Source organism: Haloarcula sp. MBLA0163, from assembly GCF_055632435.1.
On sequence record NZ_CM145745.1, the window covers coordinates 1,629,085 to 1,648,758 of the forward strand.

A 19,674-nucleotide genomic window follows, 5' to 3' on the forward strand; every position below is an offset into this window, starting at 1 on the left:
GGAGTGGGTAACTATACTGCAGTCTACTCACTCTCGCAGTGATGTCCGAACAGACACAGCAGAACGCGGTCCGTCGACGGCGGGTCGTCCGTCTGGTCGCAGTAGTGGCGGTCGCCCTCGTCGCCGTCGTCGGTCCGATCGCAGGGGTGGGTGTCGTCGCCTCCGCACCAGCGACGGACGACACCCGCGAGATTGCGTACGGCGAGACGGTGTCCGGTGCGGTCGACCCCGTCGACCCGATACGGTCGAACCCCACGGAGAACAGCCACAGCGGGGACTGGTACTACGAACCGGTCTCGTTCGAAGGTGAAGCCGGTGACCTCGTCGACATCGAGGTGTACGCGCCGACTGACACCTCGCTCGTCCTCGTGGGCCCGGACGGAGAGCGAGTCGCCAAGAACGAGGACGGCGGCGAGGGGAACAACTCGGAGATTACACAGCGACTCCCATCCGACGGCACCTACACGATACAGGTGACGAGTCACTTCCCGGAAGACACCTTCGAGTATCTGCTCTCCCTGGAACGACTCGAAGAGGACGAGGACCTGGAGATGAGCGTCGGCGACACCGTCGTCGGCACCGTCGACGAGACGAACGACGAGCGAGCCGAGTACAACGGTCGGTACGAGGAGGTCCAGCTCAGCGGGAACGTCGGTCAGACAGTCGAGCTGACGCTGTCATCGTCCGAAGATTCGGCGCTGTACCTCGTCGCACCGAACAACCGAATCGTCGCCCAGGAGGTCGCCCCGTACGCCGGCCGCGACGCGACCGTCGAGTACACGCTGGGCAACGACCTGCCCCACACGGTCGTCGTCGCGAGCGGTGACTTCAGCGGCCAGTTCTCCTACGAACTGACCGCCACCGACGTCACGAACGCCACCGAGAACGAGACTGCCACGGACGTCGACGAGGCGGAGACCGAGGGGACCAACTCGACGGATTCCAGCTCCGGGGACGACGGCGACCACCACAGCGACAGCGGCCACGGGTCGGCCGGCCCCGCGGAGTCCGACCTCCGTATCCTCGATGCCGGGCTCAACCGAACGTCTGCGACCCTGGGGTCACCAGTCGAGTACACTGTCACCCTCGCGAACTACGGCGACCAGACGGGGACCTTCGAGCGGCCAGTCCTCGTCGACGGAGAGGCCTTGGCGCGGCTCAACGTGACCGTCGAACCGTATCGCAAGCGCACCGTGACGACCACGGTAGTCCCCGACCGGACCGGACAGCACCAGTTGTCGCTCGGCAACGGGTCCACCACGGCGCTGACGGTCGTCCCACCGACGGCCCCCGAGGGCAACACGGTCGCCATCGACGACGACACGCAGATGGGCTTCGAGCCGAACGCGACGGCCGGTGAGCCAGTGCAGTTCACCTTCGAGATGGGGACTGCGGACGTGACGCTCCGCGAGGTGTCCATCGATTCGACCGGCGACGGGACGCTGTGGCTCGAAGCCACCCGCACGCGGAACCTGACCGCGGGTGGGCCGCCGGCAGATGGCGTGTCGGTCGCCGAGGGCTACGTCCTCCGCCCGTCGCTCCAGTCCGGCGGGAACGCCAGCGCGTCACCGGTCCAGAACGGGACCGTGACGATGGCCGTCGACCGGGCCGCACTCGGTGACACGGCAGAGGCGAACGTCGTCCTCTACCGGTACGACGACGCCACGGGCGACTGGGAACCGCTGCGGACGACGCGCGTGGGGTCGAACGCCGACACGGTCACCTACCGCGCCCAGACGACGCAGTTCTCGACGCTGGCCGTGGGGACGGTCGACCCTGTCAGCACGACCGGGTCGCTCTCCAAGTCGAGTATCGGTGCCGACGAGACGGTCACCGTGCGTGCGACCGTCCGGAACGACGGCTCTGCCGAGATCGAGCGGACGGTCCCGATAACCGTCGACGGCGAGACCGTGACCGAACGGTCGGTGGCGGTCCCGGCGGGCGGCGAGCGAACCGTCAGTGCGTCCATCTCACCGGCGGCGGGGACCCACGACGTCGGGGTCGGTGACGCGTCGGTCGGAACGCTCACTGTCGAGGCCGTCTCGACGGACGGGGAACAGACTCAAGGCGAGACGGCTACGGAGACGACGACCACGGGCGGGAGTGGCGCCGGGTTCGGCGTCCTCCTCGCGTTGGTGGCGATAGCGCTCGCGCTCCTGACGGCACGCAGCCGACGAGACTGACGGTACGTGTCCGGGCGTACCCGTCTCGTCCGAACCTTCTGACGGCCCGACTCACTCCGGGGGCGTCACTTCGAGACGCCCGCCACCGGTGACGAGGACGTCGAACCCGTCTACCGAGAAACGCACCTCTATCGACGGCCCCGAAGCGGCGACGAGGGCGTCGAGCGCGTCGGTATCGACCGCGTCGTAGAGAGGTTCGAGGTCGGCCGTCGAACAGTGGCGGATGTCGGTCAGCGCCGCCACGACGGCGATGCTCGCCGCGGTGTCGGTCGGCGAGAACGTCGTCAGGTACGCGTCGGTTGTCGGGTCGTACGTGGGACGTTCCTCCACGCCCCCCGAGTCCCCGGCTCGCTGTTCCCCGGTCGGCCCCACGCTCGAAGAGTCCCCACACTCTTGTGACATCTATTACCACTGTCGACGGAACGACACATATTAAAACCTCCGTCAGACGGTCGACGGCGCCGCACGCGTCACCGGTCGGTGGGTCTCGGTCTGAACAGGTCCAGTCCCGGCAGGCCGTCGGCGTGCCAGACGAGCAGCGTCGCACCGAGCAGGAACGCCTCCAGGAGGAGGAACCTGAGCGCAGCGCCGGTCGAAACAGCACCGACGAAGTCGGTGAACAGGTGACCGACGCGGGCGAAGACGTCCGTCGGCGGCATCGGCTCGGCCGAAACCAGCGGCCAGAGCAGGAACCCCAGTCGGAGCTCCTCGCCCAGCACGAGCGGGTACACCACGTCGCTGGGCATGTGTGCGAGGTACGCGACCGCGAAGGCGAGCCCTACCGACGACCGGCCGTACCGTACGGCGACGAGGACGACGACCGTCGCGATCGGAACCGCGAACAGCAGCGAGTGGGCGAGCGACGTCCCGGAGGGCAACAGCGTCGTCCCCCACCCGAGCGGCTTGTCGACGAGGTCGGGGAACTGCGAGCCCAGACCGACGGCGAGGACGTCGAGCCCCCGCGGCCTGGACCGACCGGTCGCCCGCACCAGCAGCGAGTAGAGGAGGTAGCCGACGGCGAGATGTTCCCACGGCCACATCGAGCTATGCACCCCACCCGAACGCACCACTGGTCTGTCTCACGGCCTGGGCTCGGGCCGTTCCCCCTATTGTTATACTGGTCGTATAGCGGACAGAACGGCCACGGTCGGGCGGTTCGCCCTCGCCGCTCGTGCCGCCGACCCGCGGGCTGTCGCCGCGAGTATAGAGTTCATTCTCGAAGCTATAGACACAATTACTAACCCCGAACAGGGGGTGGTCGGGTGTGTGATGCCCCGACATATCACGGACCAGGAGTTGGAACGGATGGTGGAGTTCGCGAACACGCCGACGTACCTGCGGACACCCGAGCAACTACTCCCCGAAGACGAGGAGTAGTCACCGAGTGTGGCTCACTCGCTGAACTCCGACGGTGGGGGTCGCTGACGCCACCGGTACACCGCGTGGACCGCGGTCAACGCGACGAAGGCGCCGACGACGACCACCGCGACTACTCCTTGGCCGATTCCCAGCCCGAGCGCAGAGGCGACGATGAGCAGCGTGCTCACGACGGCGAGGCCGAGGTAGTACAGGTACCACGTCGGCTCCTCCTGCTGGTCGCCGAGGTACGGGTCGATCTCGGACGCCTTTCGGGCGATGGACACTTCGCCCGACTCGTCGTCGTAGTTGACGAGTCCCGCGTCGGCGAGCTTGGGGAGATGCGTCTGGTAGAGAGACACGTACACGCGCTTGCGCTGTTGTGTCGAGAGGTCCTCGACCGTCGTATCGTTCTCCCAGGCAGCGACGTGTTCGGCGAGGTCGGTCAACTGTATCGGGTTCGGTTCGGTCCTGAGAAAGTAGAGCACGTATCTACGGCGAGGGCTACTGAGGATGTCGAAGACACGGTCGCGTGAGAGTTCTGTATTGTTTTGTTCCATCGCATCCGTCGCCGCGGTTGGTGAGTAGACGGTTCATCTGGCTGTCGTCAGAGACGACACGGCCGTACCGAGCGTCGGATACACATTTGTTACAGCGTCGTTACCCCCGAGACATGGGAGATTACTCGCCTCGGCGGGAGGTTAAACGGTCCCCCTCGGGACCGGGACTGGCCGGCCCGAACCGGCGAGTCAGCGCCTCGGAAACAGTAAGCATACGAGAAAGAACTATATATGTCGACTGTCAGGTAATGGATACGACAGCATCGTCGTCGACCGCTACCCGAGGAACTGCGGCCCTCCGAACCCGTGACAGACCAGCAAGACGGCCACCACGACGTGGACTCGAAGGACGCGCGGACAGGCGACACCAGCGTCGTTCGGACGCTCTGTGACGACCGGGCCGGTTCGAGCGGTTCTGGGTCACTGGACGACGGAGCGATATTCGACGTCCTCCGGAACGACCGACGCCGCGCGACCCTCGGCGTCCTCCCGCCCGAGGAGTCGGTTCCGGTCAGTTCACTCGCCGAACAGGTCGCTGCTATCGAGAACGATACGACGCCGGAATCGCTGACCGAGCGACAGCGAAAGCGGGTGTACGTCTCGCTGCACCAGAGCCACCTCCCGAAGATGGACGACCTCGATATCGTGTCGTTCGACCGCGAGGCTGCGACCGTCTCGCTCGGTCCGGCCGGCGACGAGGTCACCAGCTACGTCGACGGTGCGGGCGCGTCGAGGGCGTGGTATCGGTACTACGTCGCCGTCGTGCTCGCGGGAGCGGGGGCCCTCATCGCACAGAGGGTGCTGTTGCCGGCCGCATCGACCACGTACGTCGCCGTCGCCGTCCTGCTGGCCGTCGGCGCCTGCTCGGTCCTCCACTGGGCCTGCGAGCGATAGCGGGCGCGTCGCTCAGACCGACTGGAGCGCCGTCTCCTCGGGTTCGGCGAACAGTTCGCCGACGTCCTCGGTGGTCGCGTCGCGCTCGCGCGCGTTCTCCAACAGTACAGTCTCGCTGGGGAACAGCCGCTCGCCAAGTTCGAGGTCGTGGTCCCGCGCGGTCGACCCCGTCACCGTCAGGTAGACGCCGATGCCGGTGGCCGCGATGTCGGCCTCCTCCTCGTTGCCGTTCTCGGGATACGTGAACGTGATGCCGTCGAGCGCGGCCGTCCCGAGGACGGCCTCGACGAGCCGCTCGTACCGCGGCGAGATGCAGAACTCGCCCTCGTAGTCCCGGACGAACTGCCGGTCGAGCGTGCGGTCCTGCGAGTCGACGACCTCCGGCGTCGCCAGCAGGGTGTGGTACACCGTATCGCCGAGGCCCGTGACGACCCGAACGTCCGTGTCCAGCGGGTCGATGCGGTCGTTTATCTCCGCGATGCTCGTCAGCGCGTCGTCACGGAGTTGCACGACCTCCTCCAGGACGAGGTCGGCGCTGTCGAACCCGAGCGCGAACTCGTGGGTGCGGAGCGCGCGGAACGGCTCCTCGCGTCCGATCAGCTGGACGTCCCCGTGGTCGGTCGGGACGGTGACGCTGTCGAAGACGACGCGACGGGGCATCCCGTCCCTGTCGTCGCGGAGGAGGGTGTACTCCGGCCGGTGCGGGTCGTCGAGGCTGGAGTAGTCGGCGAGACGATGGTAGACGTCGGCCTCGGCGGTCTGGTTGCCTTTGGTGATCGCTTTCTCGTAGCGCAGGGTCGAGATGATGTCGTCCGCCAGTTCGGTCGTCCCGGTTCGGGCGGCGAGCCGTTCCAGCACCGCCTCGAGGGGCCGCCCCTTCCGGGGAACGGCCACTCTGGTCGTCGTCATTAGCGGTGTCCACTGGCGGGACGAATAAAACCAGTTCGATTAGTCGCCGCCGCCACCGATGACCGACGAGAGCTGCTCGCGCCACTGCTTCAGGTCGTCGATCTCCGCCTCCAGGTCCGTCAGCCGCTCGTCGATCTCGCCGTCGCCGATCTCCTCGCGGACCTCCTCTATCTGGGCCTCGAGGTCGCCGAGGTGGGACTCCATCTCGTCCAGCTCGTCGTCCATCGAGTCGACGGTCGACTCGACGGCTTCGACGTCCTCCGTCGCCGTCTCGGCCGCCGACTTGGCGCTCTGGATGTCGTCCTCGAAGGTCGCCAGCTCGCTCTCGAAGGCGTCGAGGCGGTCGGAGAACTCCGCTATCATCTCGTCGCCCGTCCCGTTCTCGTCGAGGAACTCCTCCAGCGCGTCGGTGTAGGCGCGCAGGTCGGCGACGTCCGACTGGATGCGCTTGATGCGGGCCTCGTTGACGCCGCCCGCGGACTCGTCCTCGTCGTCCTCGGAGACGGCGTCGAGCGCGCGCTTGAGCAGCTTCACGTCGTCGGCCGAGACGTTGTTCTGTCGGATCTCCTCTGCCATCGCCGCGACGACGTTGCCCGTCTCGACGTCGACGTCGCTCCCCTCGCTGTCGTCCGCGTCCGCCGCGCCCTCGCTACCGCCGGCAGTGCCCTTCCCGTTGGGGTCCTTGAGGTCGAGCGTCTCGATGTCCTCGTCGGCCTCGTCCTCCAGTCCCGGCACGCTGTCGCTCTCGCCCGCGATGACGTCCTTGACGGCGTCGTCGCCGCTGCCGACGATGTCGGCGTCGTCGTCCAGCGGCGGGTCGACGTTCTCCACCGACGGTTCCGTGAGGAACTTCTCGACGTCCTCGGTCCCGGTGGCACGGATACCGTACACAGTCGTGTAGTCCGCGTCGGGTTCTATCTCCTTCTCGAAGGCGATGCGGTCGTCGTTGATGTCCCAGTACTCCGACCCGTACTCGGGGTGGAACCCGAGGTCCTCGACGGCGACGTCCTCCGGCACGGTGTCGACCAGTCTGAGGGTGACCGGCTCCGAGCGCTGGGACCGGACGTTGAACGCGATGGCGGGCACCGGGAACTCGTCGGCCTCGAACCGCTTGGTGACGGTGACCCCATCCGAGGCGACAGTAACCTCCTCGTACGCTTGCGAATCACTCATGTATGTCACTGCGTACCCCGCCACTAATAAAGGTACTTCGTCTGTCTCACCTGACGATAAACCAACAACTTGCGGACAGTGTTCAGAGGTCGACGCGGTCCCCGATTTCGGCTATCTCCAGCGACGCCGGATAGGCGAAACTGTTGGCGTGGTTGTGGAGGACGGTCGGTTCGGTAGTCATCCCCTTCCACATGTCCCAGTGGCTCGGTAGCAGGGTGTCCAGCTGGAGCTCGTTGGCGGCCTCGATAATCATGTTCTCGTCGTTGTACCACTTGGTCCGCTGGGGTTCGCCGGTGTCGCTGTCGGGAATCATCCCGACGGTACCGAACGCGAGGACGCCGAGGTCGATGTCGTAGGCCTCGCCGACCGCCTCGAAGTCGCCGGGACGGGCGTCGCCGCCGTGGAAGAAGGTCCCGGACTCGTGTTCGAAGACGTAGGAGACGGGGTGTTCGGCGTCGGGGTCGTTGGCGGGTTCGACGTGGACGGTCAGGTCGCCGATGTCGAGGGTGTCGCCCTCGGTGACCTCGTGAAGTTGGTCGTCGGTGACCGACCACTCGTCCACCCAGTCCTCCGCGTTGACGACCTCGTGACCGCTGTCCGTGGTGTAGTAGTCCGCGCCGGTGCCCGCGAGGATGGGGGCCTGCGACGGACCGTGGACGTGGTCTGTGTGCTCGTGGGTCCCAAGGACGGCGTCGGCCTCGGTGACCTCCGACGGGTCGAACGGTACCGGAATCATCCGCACGGTCCGCGGCGGGTCGCCGATGCCGAGATACGGGTCGACGAACACCGTCGTGTCGCCGCTGGTCTTGAGCACGAAGCCGTTGCAGCCCAGATACCAGATGGCCAGTCCGTCCGGGTCGGCGTCTTCGACAGCACGCAGGAGCCAATCGTCCCAGTCTGAATCGACCGTCATACTGCCGACTGCGAGGGGGCGTGGCTAAGTCGTTACGGACCGTCGCGGAACTGCTCGATGCGCCGGTCGCCGTACTCGACGTCGGCGACGGCGGGCAGCGAGCGAAGCGACGGTGAGAGCGCGACGTAGGCCGTGGCGAGGACGTTCGCGGCGCCGACGGCGAGGACGAGCGGCACCGGTCCGACGACGGCGGCGACGGCCCCGCCGACGAGCGACCCGAACGGCGTGGCCGCCCCCTCGAGCGTCGACGTCGAGCTCGTCACCCGGCCCACCTTGTCCTCCGGGACGACGGTCTGGACGAGCGTGTCGAACAGGACGCTGTTGCCCCCGGAGTAGACGATGGCCAGCGCGAAGCACGCGACGATGGCCGGCGTCCACGTCGCGAGTCCCGCGCCGACCCACGCCGCACCCGTCACCGCCGTCCCGGCGAGCATGAGGTAGCCGTACGGGACCCCGTCGAGACGGGCCGAGAGGAGGGACCCGACGAGCGCGCCCGCCGCCAGCGCCGACAGCAGGACCCCGTACAGCCCCGACCCGCCTCGCAACGCCGCGAAGGCCGGGAGGACGGCCAGTAGCATCCCGGTCGCGAAGCTGACGAGCACTCGGGGGAGCAGGACCGGGACGAACGCCGTGCCACGCAGGTACGTGAGTCCCTCGCGGAAGTCCTCGACGTACCGAGCGGTCCGTTCCCGGAGCGTCTCCGCGTCGTCGACCTCGTCGGTCGCGCCGCCGTCGGTCGCCGGCGCCGCGTCGGCCTCGCTCGATGCGTCCCGCTCCGGCAGCGTCAGCCCGACGAACAGGAGGACCGCGACGCCGAAGGTCGCCGCGTCGACGAGGAAGGCGCCGACGGCCCCGACGGCAGCCATCCCGACCAGGACCCCGCCGACGGCGTTGAACGTCATGTTCACGCCCTCGTGGGCGGTGTTGAACACCGCGTTGGCCGCCGAGAGGTCGTCCCGGTCGACCGCCCGCGGGAGCGCCGAGGACTGGGCCGGGTAGGTCACGAGGTTGACGAGCGACGCCAGCGGAACGACGACGAGGACCAGTTCGACCGAGAGCGCGTCGAGCCACGCCGCGAGCGGGACCGTGAGGACGAGCAGCCCCTGTATCGCCTGCGAGACCACGAGCGCCCAGCGAACCTCGACGTCGTCGACGAGCGGTCCCACGAGGAACTGGAGCAGACCGGGAAGCATCAGCAGGAAGGAGGCCACTCCGGTGTAGAACGTCGACCCGCCGAGGTCGTGGACCAGCCACAGCGCGGCGACGTAGTAGATGCTGTCGCCGGCGTTCGTGACCAGACGCCCGACGAGCAGCCGGAGGAAGGTCCCGTTGGAGAGCAGTTCGCGCACAGACCGACTCTCTCCCGGCCGGTTTAATATGGGTTGTGTTGTCTCGTCAAACGTTCAGACAGCGTAGCCGGATGGTCGACAGCTATCGCTACGGGAGATACTTGTCGGGAGAGACAGTCCGGTCGCGAAAAGTGGTTTCGAGTGCCGAATCAGCGGTGTCGAGTCAGTCCTCGCAGCAGCCGCCGGCCTTCTGCCCGAAGTCGACGGCGAGTTCTTCCGAGACAATCTCGTTGAGCTCCTGCAGACGCAGCTCGAGTTCGTTCTGGACCTCGAGGTAGTCGCTCATGACGGGGATGTCGTGGAGCTCCTCCTGTGCGTTCTGGAGTTCGCGCAGGTCCTCCTGGCTCGCGCGGCCGGTCTGGCGGGCGAGTTGGAACTCCTCGCGAATCTGTTCGAACTCCTGGATGGCCGCCTGGGCCTCCTCGTCGTTCTCGACGGCCTCTTTCGCCTCGACGAACCGCTGGTAGACGGGCAGCTCGGCGATTGCCTCGCCGAACTCCGTCGCGAGTTCGTCGACTCGGTCGCCGGTCGGGTCGGCGGCGGTGTCGCTGTCGATGCTCATCGCCGTCTGGTTAGGACTCGCGCGGTATAGGCTTGCCGAAACCTCGGGTCGAAGCGCGGAGGTTTTACCCCGCGAGGAAGTAAGCGGTCCCAATGAGCCAAGAGCGTACCGAGGGCGACCTCCGAAACACAGGCCTCTCGCTCAAGCACGACCGCGAGTGGGACTACGAACTCGACCGCATCGTCGAGGCCGTCGACGAGCGCGACGCCGACACGGTCGGACTGCAGTTCCCCGAGGGGCTGAAGCGACGCGGCCCCGCCGTCGCCGACGACCTGCGCGCGGAACTCCCCGACGACGTCTCCGTGATGATTTCCGGCCAGCCCTGCTACGGCGCCTGCGACCTCGACACCTACCTGATGCGCCGGACCGACGTGTTCGTCCACTTCGGTCACTCCCCGATGAAGGAGTCGGACAAGATAATCTACGTCCCGCTCTTCTCTAACGTCGACGTCTTCCCGATGATGGAGCAGGCCGAGGCCGAGGAACTCCCCGACCCGGACGAGGACCCCGACGTCGGCCTCGTGACGACGGCCCAGCACATGAACAAGTTCGACGAGATGCGGTCGTGGCTCGAGGCGCGCGGCTACGAGGTCCACGTCCGCAAGGGCGACGAGCGCCTGACCAACGAAGGGCAGGTGCTGGGCTGTAACTACGCCTCGGCCGACGTCGACGCCGACACGATTCTCTACGTCGGCGGCGGCAAGTTCCACCCGCTCGGACTGGCGATGGAGCATCCGGACAAGAAGGTCGTCATCGCGGACCCGGTGAACAACGCGCTGACCGTCGCCGACACGGAGAAGTTCATGAAACAGCGCTACGCCTCGGTCCACAAGGCGATGGACGCCGAGACGTGGGGCGTCATCTTCTGCACGAAAATCGGACAGGGACGCTGGGAGAAGGCCCAGGAGATCGTCGAGAACAACGACGACGCCTACCTCATCACCATGGACGAGGTGACGCCGGACCGCCTGACCAACTTCGGGATGGACGCCTACGTCAACACCGGGTGTCCGCGCATCACCACCGACGACGGCCCGCAGTTCAAGAAACCGATGCTCACGCCCGGCGAGTACGAGATAGCGATCGGCGAGCGCGACCTCGAGGACCTGGAGTTCGACACCTTCCACGGCACGTGGTGACCGACCCGGTCGGTCGGTGACGCGGGCGTCGAATTACCATCAGACATTTGCAAACATTTTTGCATGATTCTGGCGTATTGCCGCTGATGCCGACAAAGAGCGCGCTCGCCCAGCAACTCGGTGTCGTCGCGGGGTTCGACGATCCACAGGCCAGTCTCGAACAGTACCGCACGCCGCCGGACCTGGCGGCCCACCTCGTCCACACGGCCGACCTCCACGGCGACATCCAGGACCGGACGGTCGTCGACCTCGGGTGCGGGACGGGGATGCTCGCGCTGGGGGCGGCGCTCCGGGGCCCCGACACCGTCGTCGGCCTCGACATCGACCCCGCACCGCTCTCGACGGCCCGGAAGAACGAGCAGAAGGTCGGGTCGACGACGTCCGTCTCGTGGGTGCGCGCGGACGCGACCCAGGCCCCGCTCTGTCCGCCCGAGGACACCACCGTCGTCATGAACCCCCCGTTCGGGGCGCAGTCCGGCAACGAACACGCCGACCGGGAGTTCCTCGCGACGGCCGCCGAGGTGGCCGCCGTCTCCTACTCCGTCCACAACGAGGGGAGCCGGGCGTTCGTCGAGTCGTTCGCCGCCGACAACGGCGGGGAGGTGACCCACGCCTTCGAGACGGAGTTCGCGCTCCCGAAGCAGTTCGACTTCCACGACGAGGCCACCCGGACCATCACCGCGGAGGTATTCCGCATCCGCTGGGACTGAGCGGCGGCGCTCAGTTCGGCGGCCGACGCCGCTCGGCGATTTTCACGCGCGTGTCGTTGGCGCCGGCGTAGAGCCGGGTCCGGTTCCGCTCGAACGTCAAGCCGCCGATGGTGCGCGTAGTCGCGTTGGGCGGCAGTCGGTCGACGTCTATCGTCGCGTTCCCGCGGCGCACGGCGACCAGGAAGCCGTCGTCGGCGGGCCTGAACGTGACGTTGCGCCCCGCGACGGTCGCGTCGGCCGTCGACGGCGGCGACGTGAAGACCGTGCGACGGTCACCGCCTCCGCGCCGGAGCTGGACCCGATAGACGGAGTCGTTGCCCAGCACGTTCCACCCAGTCCGGTTGGCGTACACCGTCTCGCGCCACCCCGGTCCGCCGACGACGACGGCCGCACGCTGGTTCAGCGCGAGTCGCCCCTTCTCGACCTGCGCGATCCATATCTCCCGGCGGTCGCTGGCGACGATGACGCCGCTCTCCGTGACGTTCGTCTGGTCGGCCCCCAGGCCGAACGGCAGGGAGATGCTCGCGATGTACTCGTTGCGGACGTTCTCGTCGTAGGTGACGACGTAGTCGCGGACCTCGACGCCGTCGGCCGGCACGTCGTCCGGGCCGATGGTCGCCGTGTTGGCTGGCACCGAGGCCAGACAGAGCGCCGCGAGAGCGACGATGAGGGCCAGGCGGGCGACGGAGTGCCAGTCGCGCTCGAACCGGGGGACGAGCCGCCGGTCCAGCCGCGCGGTGGCAGCGGCCACGAGGAGCGCGAGCACGAACACCAGCGCCGTCCCGAGCCACCGGAACAGCGTGAACCGACCGCCACCGACGGGGACGTAGACGGCCCAGAGGCCGTTCGAGACGGCGTACACCAGCGTGGCGAAGAACACGCGCGTCGTCGCCGGGCGCTCGCTCCGCGCCCAGAGGAAGGCGGCGCCGAGGACGACGCCGGCGAGGAGGCCGATTGCGTGGCCCTGAATCGCGATGTTCGCCCACCACGGGGTGACGAAGCGCGTGCTCCCGCCGACGGTCGGTTCCGGGAACAGCAGCGCCGTGTACACCTGGTCGACGACGCGACTGCCGAGCAACGCGCCGAGGAAGAGGAACGGGCGGGTCACCAGCGCGAACCCGGCCAGCGCGAACACGACGCCGGAGAACCCGACGACGGGGCCGACCGCGAACACCCCGCTGAAGACGCCGACGCCGGCCATCGCGACCGGGACGGCGAGGATGCGGGCGAAGGGGTTCGTCGACAGAGAGGAGAACGTCTGTGTGCCGCGCCGCTGGGGGTAGTGGCCCCACGCGTACTCGACGACGGCCCCGTAGGCGAACGTCCCGACGAGGTTGCCGGTGACGTGTGCGTCGCCGCCGTGGGTGAACGGCCCGGTCAGCATCCCGAGCGGGTAGAAGTACGACCACGTCCGGAACGGCGTGACGAGGGGGCGCGAGTGCCACAACCTCCCCTGCACGAACAGGTAGATGGCGAGGACGCCGGCCATCGTCAGCAGGGTCCCCCAGGGCACCCCGAGGAGGAGGCGACGGCGGAGTGCAGTGCTGAGTCGCGTACCTGCGAGGCGGCGCAGGCCGGCGAGGACGAGCGCGACGGTGACGACCACGGCGAGCGAGCGGACCGGCACCGCGTCCACCACGCCCGGCAGCGACGACTGCATCATCACCCCTACGTCTGGACGGTGACGGCTTATGGCTGGCGCCGCGAGGCGTGGTCGGTCCGCAGCCGGGGCTCGAAACCCGTGGCTCCGCCGGCGAGAGAGGTCGAAAAGCGGTTCCTGGACGGTCGCGTACGACGCCGCGGCCGGCCTCAGACGAGGCCGACGCCGACGCTGTACGGCCAGGCAGTGCCGGCGGCGGCCAGCAGGACGAGGGCGCCGCCCGCCATCACGACGTTCTTCAGGAAGCCGGTCATCTCCTGCTGCTGCTGGTCCTCGGGGACGGCCCAGAAGTCGTGCATCATGACGGCCGAGACGAGCAGGAACGTCGCCAGCGCGCCGGCGGCGAGCACCGGGAAGGCGCCGAGGATGATTCCCAGGCCGCTGAAGACGAGCAGCCCGCCGCTCGCGTAGACGGCCAGGCCCGGCGCGGGCAGCCCCTTCGCCTCTGCGTAGGGCGTCATCTGCTCGGGGTTGAGGAAGTGGTTGACGCCCATGAACGCCAGGACGCCGCCGAACAGGACGCGCGCGAGCAGGAAGACGGCTGCGCCGCCGGCCGTGTCGAACACCATCAGGCGGACACCTCCGTCACGGCGGTCGTTATCGAGCGATCAGGTCGTGCTGCGAAATTTGGTTTCATTACGTTACTTGGTTCGGATGCGAACCTATATATCGCTTCCCGGACATAGGAGATACCAGGTATCACCGATGTCATCGGAAGTGTTCACAGAATCCGCCGAGGTCGAGGAAGAGGGGCCGTGTGCTATCGTCGAGTCGCTCGAACAGATCGGGTCGAAGTGGCGGCTGGTCGTCCTCCACGAGCTCCAGAACGGCGAGCGCCGGTTCAACGAACTCAAACGCGCCACAGACGCCAGTTCGCGGACGCTCTCGCGCGTCCTCGACGACTTGCAGGACATGGGGTTCGTCGAACGACGGCTAGAGGAGGACGCGCCCGTCGCGACGTACTACAAGCTCACGGACAAGGGGGAGTCGCTCTGTCCCGTGTTCGACGAGATCGCCTGCTGGGCCGACGAGTGGCTCGCCGCCTGCGACGACTGAGCCGAGCAGAACACAGGATTTTCCATCCCCTGGGCCGTGACACCAACTAATGGGAGTACGGCCACCTGCCGACGACAGCGACGAACCGGACGTCATCGAGTTCGGCATCGCGGCACTCGACGCCAGACTGAGCGAGATAGCCATCGAGTACCCCGCGGACGCTCGGACGGTCCGTGAGCGTGCCGGCCACGTCGAGGTGCCGTACGACGCCACCGGCCACTCCGTGACGGTCGCGGACGCGCTGGACGAGGCGGACGTCCGCGAGTTCGAGAACGAACAGGAACTGCTCAACGCGCTCCACCCCGTGTTCGAGCGCAAGCGCGAGGCCACGGGCACGAGCCTCCTCTCGCAACTGCGCTCGCTCGTCCCCTTCTAACCCTGCCGGTCGCCCGCGGAGACGGCCGTCTCGGTGTCGCCGTCCCCCCCGGTTCCGTCCTCGTCGCTTTCGCCGAACTCGACCGGCGCCGACGGCTGTTGCTGGCCGCCGAGTCTGTGGGCGATGTCCTCCAGCCGGCGGGTTTGTTCCCGGTTGACGGTGACGATCATGTCCGAGAGGACGCCGAACATCAGCAGCTGGATGCCCAGCACGATGGCGATGCCGCCGACCATCGCGATGACCTCGTGTGAGATGCTGTTGACCACCCAGTCGTAGACGACGAACGCGCCCAACGCGACGCCGAGGCCGATGGACCCGAACCCGACGCTCCCGAAGTAGAACAGCGGGTTGTTCGTCTTCGCCATCCGGTAGAGCGTGACGATGATGGTCCCGCCGTCGCGGAACGGCCGGAGGTTCGTCTCGGACTCGTCGGGCCGCGGCTCGTAGGTGATGGGGACCACCTCGGTCCGGACCCCGTGTTTGACACACTCGACGGCCATCTCCGTCTCGATGCCGAACCCCTCCGAGGAGAGCGAGAGCCGCTGGAACGACTCCCGGGTGAACGCCCTGTACCCGGAGAGGATGTCGGTGAAGTAGTGCCCGTGGATGACGGAGAACGCCCAGTTGATGACCTTGTTCCCCACCTGGTTGAGCCGGGTCATCGCGCCCGGTCGCATGTCGGCGAAGCGGTTGCCGATGACGTGCTCGGCCCGCCCCTCGAACAGGGGTTCGAGCATCCGCTCGGCCTCGTCCGGTCGGTACGTCTCGTCGGCGTCGGCCATCAACACGAACGGGGCGTCGACGTGTCGGGCGACGGCCTCGCGGACGGCCTGCCCCTTGCCGCTGCCCTGCTGTTGGACCACCCGGGCGCCGGCCTCGCGGGCGATGTCGCGCGTCCCGTCGGTCGACCCACCGTCTATCACCAGCACGTTGTCGAACCCCTGCTCACGGAACCCCCCGACGACGCGCTCGATCGTCTCGGCCTCGTCGTAGGCGGGGAGCAACACGCAGACGTCGTCACGGTCGGCCATTACCCGAAGTCTACCACGCTCGCCCAAATAAATACGGGTCCGCGGTCGGCGCCGGTCGGGCGTGGACGGGAGGTTGATAACGCCGTGGGACGAGGTCACACAGTATGAGTTCAGTCACGAGCACTGACACGATACCCATCACGCTCGTCAGCGGACCGCTCGGGGCCGGCAAGACGACGCTCGTCAACCGACTGCTCGACGACCCCGGCGGCCGGCGCATCGCCGTCGTCGTCAACGACATGGGCGAGGTGAACGTCGACGCGGAGCTGCTGGCCGAGGACGCCGAGGAGGGTATCGTCGACCTCTCGAACGGCTGTATCTGCTGTCGGTTGCAGGACGACCTCGTCACCGAGGTGACCCGACTGGCCGAGTCGCGCTCTTTCGATTACCTCGTCGTCGAGGCGTCGGGTATCAGCGAACCGCTCCCCATCGCGCGCACGCTCACCGTCGGCACGGAGGCGGGGAGCCTGCCCGAGCGGTTCCGGCTCGACACGACCGTCTCCGTCGTCGACGCCTACGGCTTCTGGAAGGCGTTCGACCCCGAGGCGTCGCTCCCCGAGGCCGCACCCGACCCCGAGCGGCCGCTGACCGACGTGCTCGTCGACCAGATAGAGTTCTGTGACGTCCTGTTGCTGAACAAGTGCGACATGGTCCCCGACGACGCGCTGGATGACGTCGAGGCGGCGATTCGGGAGCTCCAGCCGCGGGCGACCGTCCACCGGACGACCTACAGCGACGTGACGCCGGACGCCGTCCTCGGCACCGGCCTGTTCGATTTCGAGGCGACGAAGCGAGAACAGGGGTGGAAGCAGGCGCTGGCGGAGTCGGAAGCGGACCGCGAGGACGGGCACGACCACGGGCACCGGTCGGCGGCCGAGGCCCACGGCGTCGGCTCGTTCGTCTACCGCCGCGAGCGGCCGTTCCACCCGGGCCGGTTCGACGCCTTCCTCGACGAGTGGGACGGCCGTATCGTCCGCGCGAAGGGGTTCGCGTGGGTGGCGAGCCGGCCCGAGACGGTGCTGGGCGTCAGTCAGGCCGGACCGTCGGTGCAGGCCGGCCCCATCGGCGAGTGGGGCGACGACGACCCGGCGACGCGTCTCGTCTTCATCGGGCGCGACGTCGACGAGACGGCGCTGACGACGCGTCTCGACGACTGTCTGGCGACGGCAGCAGAACGCGAGGCGGCGTACGATTCGGACCCGTTCCCGCGGGAGTCCTGATTAGGTCCCGTAGCCGACCTCGTCTTTCAGGTCGTCCCAGTCCTCGTGGAAGCCGTAGGTGGACTCCGAAGTGCCACCGACGGCGTTCTGGTACGTCTCGTCGTACTCCAGTAACTGCGTCCAGCCGTCGTGGAACCGGTAGCTACAGTACTGACACATGGCTCGTCGTAGTCCGCAGACCGAGTTAGCGGTGTCGGTGCCACCCGGAGGGTGGGGCCGAGCTACGGCTCCAGCAGGACCTTCGTGACGCCCTCCTCGCGGTCGTCGAACTTCTCGTACATCTCCGGGGCCTGCTCCAGCGGGACCCGATGGGAGACGACCCAACTGGGGTCGGCACGGCCCTCGATGATGAGGTCGCGCAGCTGCCGGTTGTAGGCCTTCACGTTACACTGGCCGGTGCCGAGCTTCTGGCCCTTCTCGAAGAGGAGCCCGAAGTCGATGCCGAGACGGCCCTGCGCGGCCATCTCGTCGGGTGCACCGGGGTCTTCCGGGACGTACAGGCCCGGAATCCCGAGTTCGCCGGTGGGTTTGACCGTCCGGATGAGGTTGTTGAGGACCACAGCCGGGTTCTCCCGGGCGGGGTCGTAGGCGTCGTCGGCCTCCTTCTCCGGGTCGATGGCCTGGTACCCGACGGCGTCGACGCCCTTGTCGACCTCCCCGCCGTGTTCGTCCTTGATCTGCTCGACCGGGTCGCCCTCCTCGAAGTTGATCGCCGTCGCGTCGCAGTGCTGCTCGGCGAGCTCGAGGCGGCTCGGGACGCGGTCGATGGAGTAGATCTCGGCCGCGCCCTTGATTTTCGCGCTGTACGCGGCCATCAGCCCGACCGGCCCCGCCCCGTAGATGGCGACGGAGTCGCCCGGTTCGAGGTTGGCGAGTTCCGTGCCGTGCCACCCCGTCGGGAAGATGTCCGCGAGGAGTGAGAACGCGTCCTCGTGCTGGTCGCCCTCCGGGAGTTGCAGCGCGTTGAAGTCCGCGTACGGGATGCGCAGTTTCTCCGCCTGCCCGCCCTTGTACGGCCCCATCGCGACGTAGCCGTAGGCGCCGCCGGCGAACCCGGGGTTGACGTTCGTACAGAACCCTGTGTAGCCGTTCTCGCAGTTCTCGCAGTGGCCGCAGGCGACGTTGAACGGGGCGACGACGCGGTCACCCTCTTCCAGCGTGCTGACCGCCTCGCCCACCTCGCTGACGATTCCCATGTTCTCGTGTCCGAACACGATCCCGGGTTCCGCCGCCGTCCGCCCCTCGTACATGTGGAGGTCGGACCCACAGATGCAACTCGTCGTGATGTCGACGAGTACGTCGTTCGGGTGCTCTATCTCCGGTTCGTCTACCTCTTCGATGGCAACGTCGTGTGGTCCCTGATACACGACAGCGTCCATGGACATACAGTTGACAGCTCCGGCAGGACTGTCGGACGGAGATTATTTACCAATATTCGTTATACACATAGCGTCGCTCGGAGGCGCGTCTCTGTCGGCGCTGGGTCGGCCTGACTCCGACCGAGCTCGTCCTACTCCTCGCGCCGTTCGCTGATGTGTTCCCAGACCTCTACGCAGCCGCATCCATCGTCGACGTCGGCGAGGTGTTCGTCGTCCCGTTCGGCCGCGACCGACTCTTGGTTACTCACGATGCGAGTAACTAATGGCGTCGGTCTGTATATACTTTCCGGCGACACTCCCGCGCGTTTTACTTATCCGGAGGCGAAGGGAGGGCCATGACCGACGCGTCCGACGTGTTCGACAGCGTTGGGCTGACGGAGTACGAGACGACGGCCCTCGAGGAACTGCTGTCGCTCGGCCGGACCACCGCGCCGAATCTCGCGGAGGCCACCGGCATCCCGAAAGCCCGCATCTACGGCGTTCTCGACGCCCTCGCCGACCGCGGGTTCGTCAAGGTGATTCCCGGCCGGCCGAAGGAGTACCAGCCGAAATCCCCCGAGGAAATTCTGGACCGGGCCGTCGAGAACCGCCGGCAGGCTTTCGAGGGGTTCGCCAGCGACATCGACGCCCACCGCGACGCCTTCCTCGCCGAGTACCGGCCGCGCTACGAGCGTGCCAGCGAGGACATCTCCCCGACGGCCGAACTGTTCCACGTCGTCGACGTGGGCGCACCGAGCGAACGGGAGACCCGTCGCCTCTACGACGACGCCGACGAGACGTTACGGGTCATCACGAACAGCTTCGCATACCTCGACAGCGTGGACAGCGCACTTGCAGACGCTGTCGACCGAGGCGTCGACGTCGCTGTCCTCTTTCTCCACCCCGAGAAGTTACCGGCTGAGAAAGCTGCGGTGCAGGAGGAGGTGGTCGACCGGCTTGCAGAGGAGTTTCCCGAAGTGGGCGTTCGCTTCAGTACGGAGAAGCTGCCGTGGCGCGGGACGCTCGTAGACCCGAGCATGGACTACGAGGGCGGGGAGGCGATTCTACTGGTCGAGGAACCGGACGTCCCGAACCACATGCGACAGGCGGCGCTCACCGAGAACGGGTCGTTCGTCGCAGGGATGAAGCGGTATTTCGACTTGGTGTGGGAGTACGAGAGTGTGTCTCCGTCGGCTACAAAATAACAATGCTTTCGGGCCGTCAT

The 19,674-nt window shown here is 67.3% G+C and carries 21 protein-coding genes; 8 read left to right on the forward strand and 13 right to left on the reverse strand.

Features of this window, described 5'->3' with window-relative positions:
* Positions 1-41: 41 nt before the first annotated feature.
* Entirely contained in the window at positions 42-2,183 is a 2,142-nt protein-coding gene (locus tag ACV7GQ_RS08590; RefSeq protein WP_470313097.1) for a PGF-pre-PGF domain-containing protein, read from the forward strand.
* Positions 2,184-2,234: 51 nt separating this feature from the next.
* Here the strand turns inward: ACV7GQ_RS08590 and ACV7GQ_RS08595 are convergent, their stop codons facing one another.
* The 3 genes from ACV7GQ_RS08595 to ACV7GQ_RS08605 all read right to left on the reverse strand — a co-directional run bounded on the left by ACV7GQ_RS08595 (position 2,235) and on the right by ACV7GQ_RS08605 (position 4,099).
* Positions 2,235-2,585, reverse strand: coding sequence for a HalOD1 output domain-containing protein (locus ACV7GQ_RS08595; protein ID WP_470313098.1), 351 nt, complete (start codon positions 2,583-2,585; stop codon positions 2,235-2,237).
* Between the two features lie 68 nt (positions 2,586-2,653).
* Positions 2,654-3,223, reverse strand: coding sequence for a metal-dependent hydrolase (locus ACV7GQ_RS08600; protein WP_470313099.1), 570 nt, complete (start codon positions 3,221-3,223; stop codon positions 2,654-2,656).
* Between the two features lie 351 nt (positions 3,224-3,574).
* A complete protein-coding gene (locus tag ACV7GQ_RS08605) occupies positions 3,575-4,099 on the reverse strand; it encodes a DUF7344 domain-containing protein (protein ID WP_470313100.1) in 525 nt (174 codons plus the stop codon).
* 306 nt (positions 4,100-4,405) lie between these two features.
* On the opposite strand from ACV7GQ_RS08605, the gene ACV7GQ_RS08610 reads away from it, so the two are divergent.
* The gene (locus ACV7GQ_RS08610; RefSeq protein WP_470313101.1) at positions 4,406-4,993 is read left to right on the forward strand and encodes a DUF7344 domain-containing protein; all 588 of its coding nucleotides are present in this window, start codon (positions 4,406-4,408) and stop codon (positions 4,991-4,993) included.
* Between the two features lie 12 nt (positions 4,994-5,005).
* On the opposite strand, the gene ACV7GQ_RS08615 is transcribed toward ACV7GQ_RS08610, so the two are convergent.
* From ACV7GQ_RS08615 to ACV7GQ_RS08635, 5 genes are all read right to left on the reverse strand, one after another.
* Entirely contained in the window at positions 5,006-5,902 is an 897-nt protein-coding gene (locus tag ACV7GQ_RS08615; RefSeq protein ID WP_470313102.1) for a phosphoribosyltransferase HisG-related protein, read from the reverse strand.
* A gap of 39 nt (positions 5,903-5,941) precedes the next feature.
* On the reverse strand, positions 5,942-7,075 hold the full coding sequence (locus ACV7GQ_RS08620; protein ID WP_470313103.1) for a zinc ribbon domain-containing protein: 1,134 nt from the start codon (positions 7,073-7,075) through the stop codon (positions 5,942-5,944).
* A gap of 82 nt (positions 7,076-7,157) precedes the next feature.
* Entirely contained in the window at positions 7,158-7,988 is an 831-nt protein-coding gene (locus ACV7GQ_RS08625) for an MBL fold metallo-hydrolase (RefSeq protein WP_470313104.1), read from the reverse strand.
* Positions 7,989-8,020: 32 nt separating this feature from the next.
* Entirely contained in the window at positions 8,021-9,337 is a 1,317-nt protein-coding gene (locus ACV7GQ_RS08630; RefSeq protein ID WP_470313105.1) for an MFS transporter, read from the reverse strand.
* A 163-nt stretch (positions 9,338-9,500) separates the two neighbouring features.
* The gene (locus ACV7GQ_RS08635; protein ID WP_470313106.1) at positions 9,501-9,899 is read right to left on the reverse strand and encodes a YlbF/YmcA family competence regulator; all 399 of its coding nucleotides are present in this window, start codon (positions 9,897-9,899) and stop codon (positions 9,501-9,503) included.
* A gap of 92 nt (positions 9,900-9,991) precedes the next feature.
* Here ACV7GQ_RS08635 and dph2 point away from each other — a divergent pair, with 92 nt between their 5' ends.
* On the forward strand, positions 9,992-11,038 hold the full coding sequence (gene dph2, locus ACV7GQ_RS08640) for a diphthamide biosynthesis enzyme Dph2 (protein WP_470313107.1): 1,047 nt from the start codon (positions 9,992-9,994) through the stop codon (positions 11,036-11,038).
* A gap of 86 nt (positions 11,039-11,124) precedes the next feature.
* Entirely contained in the window at positions 11,125-11,748 is a 624-nt protein-coding gene (locus ACV7GQ_RS08645; RefSeq protein ID WP_470313108.1) for an METTL5 family protein, read from the forward strand.
* Between the two features lie 10 nt (positions 11,749-11,758).
* Here ACV7GQ_RS08645 and ACV7GQ_RS08650 read toward each other — a convergent pair whose 3' ends face one another.
* Positions 11,759-13,411, reverse strand: a complete 1,653-nt coding sequence (locus ACV7GQ_RS08650) for a rhomboid family intramembrane serine protease (RefSeq protein WP_470313109.1) — start codon at positions 13,409-13,411, stop codon at positions 11,759-11,761.
* 146 nt (positions 13,412-13,557) lie between these two features.
* Positions 13,558-13,977 carry a DoxX family protein gene (locus ACV7GQ_RS08655; RefSeq protein WP_470313110.1) on the reverse strand — a complete coding sequence of 140 codons (420 nt, stop codon included), beginning with the start codon at positions 13,975-13,977 and terminating at the stop codon, positions 13,558-13,560.
* A gap of 136 nt (positions 13,978-14,113) precedes the next feature.
* Between ACV7GQ_RS08655 and ACV7GQ_RS08660 the strand changes: the two genes are divergently transcribed.
* The gene (locus tag ACV7GQ_RS08660; protein WP_470313111.1) at positions 14,114-14,464 is read left to right on the forward strand and encodes a winged helix-turn-helix transcriptional regulator; all 351 of its coding nucleotides are present in this window, start codon (positions 14,114-14,116) and stop codon (positions 14,462-14,464) included.
* Between the two features lie 49 nt (positions 14,465-14,513).
* Positions 14,514-14,840: a DUF5789 family protein gene (locus tag ACV7GQ_RS08665; RefSeq protein ID WP_220618106.1), complete on the forward strand. Its 327-nt coding sequence runs from the start codon at positions 14,514-14,516 to the stop codon at positions 14,838-14,840.
* Here ACV7GQ_RS08665 and aglJ read toward each other — a convergent pair.
* Entirely contained in the window at positions 14,837-15,871 is a 1,035-nt protein-coding gene (gene aglJ / locus ACV7GQ_RS08670) for an S-layer glycoprotein N-glycosyltransferase AglJ (RefSeq protein ID WP_470313112.1), read from the reverse strand. The two genes, ACV7GQ_RS08665 and aglJ, sit on opposite strands and share 4 nt — an antisense overlap.
* Positions 15,872-15,975: 104 nt before the next feature.
* Here aglJ and ACV7GQ_RS08675 point away from each other — a divergent pair, with 104 nt between their 5' ends.
* The gene (locus ACV7GQ_RS08675) at positions 15,976-17,091 is read left to right on the forward strand and encodes a CobW family GTP-binding protein (RefSeq protein ID WP_470313113.1); all 1,116 of its coding nucleotides are present in this window, start codon (positions 15,976-15,978) and stop codon (positions 17,089-17,091) included.
* Here ACV7GQ_RS08675 and ACV7GQ_RS08680 read toward each other — a convergent pair whose 3' ends face one another.
* Both ACV7GQ_RS08680 and ACV7GQ_RS08685 read right to left on the reverse strand, forming a co-directional pair.
* Entirely contained in the window at positions 17,092-17,250 is a 159-nt protein-coding gene (locus tag ACV7GQ_RS08680) for a hypothetical protein (protein ID WP_470313114.1), read from the reverse strand.
* 62 nt (positions 17,251-17,312) lie between these two features.
* Positions 17,313-18,470, reverse strand: coding sequence for a glutathione-independent formaldehyde dehydrogenase (locus tag ACV7GQ_RS08685; RefSeq protein ID WP_470313115.1), 1,158 nt, complete (start codon positions 18,468-18,470; stop codon positions 17,313-17,315).
* Positions 18,471-18,805: 335 nt separating this feature from the next.
* Between ACV7GQ_RS08685 and ACV7GQ_RS08690 the strand changes: the two genes are divergently transcribed.
* Complete coding sequence (locus ACV7GQ_RS08690) at positions 18,806-19,654, forward strand: TrmB family transcriptional regulator (protein WP_470313116.1); 849 nt, start codon at positions 18,806-18,808, stop codon at positions 19,652-19,654.
* Positions 19,655-19,674: the final 20 nt, after the last annotated feature.

Coding starts and splice junctions, on each gene's coding strand:
- ACV7GQ_RS08685 (WP_470313115.1), bottom strand. CDS start 18,470: ATGGACGCTGTCGTGTATCAGGGACCACACGACGTTGCCATCGAAGAG.
- ACV7GQ_RS08600 (WP_470313099.1), bottom strand. CDS start 3,223: ATGTGGCCGTGGGAACATCTCGCCGTCGGCTACCTCCTCTACTCGCTG.
- ACV7GQ_RS08605 (WP_470313100.1), bottom strand. CDS start 4,099: ATGGAACAAAACAATACAGAACTCTCACGCGACCGTGTCTTCGACATC.
- ACV7GQ_RS08650 (WP_470313109.1), bottom strand. CDS start 13,411: ATGATGCAGTCGTCGCTGCCGGGCGTGGTGGACGCGGTGCCGGTCCGC.
- aglJ (WP_470313112.1), bottom strand. CDS start 15,871: ATGGCCGACCGTGACGACGTCTGCGTGTTGCTCCCCGCCTACGACGAG.
- ACV7GQ_RS08590 (WP_470313097.1), top strand. CDS start 42: ATGTCCGAACAGACACAGCAGAACGCGGTCCGTCGACGGCGGGTCGTC.
- ACV7GQ_RS08655 (WP_470313110.1), bottom strand. CDS start 13,977: ATGGTGTTCGACACGGCCGGCGGCGCAGCCGTCTTCCTGCTCGCGCGC.
- ACV7GQ_RS08615 (WP_470313102.1), bottom strand. CDS start 5,902: ATGACGACGACCAGAGTGGCCGTTCCCCGGAAGGGGCGGCCCCTCGAG.
- ACV7GQ_RS08675 (WP_470313113.1), top strand. CDS start 15,976: ATGAGTTCAGTCACGAGCACTGACACGATACCCATCACGCTCGTCAGC.
- ACV7GQ_RS08635 (WP_470313106.1), bottom strand. CDS start 9,899: ATGAGCATCGACAGCGACACCGCCGCCGACCCGACCGGCGACCGAGTC.
- ACV7GQ_RS08660 (WP_470313111.1), top strand. CDS start 14,114: ATGTCATCGGAAGTGTTCACAGAATCCGCCGAGGTCGAGGAAGAGGGG.
- dph2 (WP_470313107.1), top strand. CDS start 9,992: ATGAGCCAAGAGCGTACCGAGGGCGACCTCCGAAACACAGGCCTCTCG.
- ACV7GQ_RS08595 (WP_470313098.1), bottom strand. CDS start 2,585: ATGTCACAAGAGTGTGGGGACTCTTCGAGCGTGGGGCCGACCGGGGAA.
- ACV7GQ_RS08620 (WP_470313103.1), bottom strand. CDS start 7,075: ATGAGTGATTCGCAAGCGTACGAGGAGGTTACTGTCGCCTCGGATGGG.
- ACV7GQ_RS08680 (WP_470313114.1), bottom strand. CDS start 17,250: ATGTGTCAGTACTGTAGCTACCGGTTCCACGACGGCTGGACGCAGTTA.
- ACV7GQ_RS08690 (WP_470313116.1), top strand. CDS start 18,806: ATGACCGACGCGTCCGACGTGTTCGACAGCGTTGGGCTGACGGAGTAC.
- ACV7GQ_RS08645 (WP_470313108.1), top strand. CDS start 11,125: ATGCCGACAAAGAGCGCGCTCGCCCAGCAACTCGGTGTCGTCGCGGGG.
- ACV7GQ_RS08625 (WP_470313104.1), bottom strand. CDS start 7,988: ATGACGGTCGATTCAGACTGGGACGATTGGCTCCTGCGTGCTGTCGAA.
- ACV7GQ_RS08665 (WP_220618106.1), top strand. CDS start 14,514: ATGGGAGTACGGCCACCTGCCGACGACAGCGACGAACCGGACGTCATC.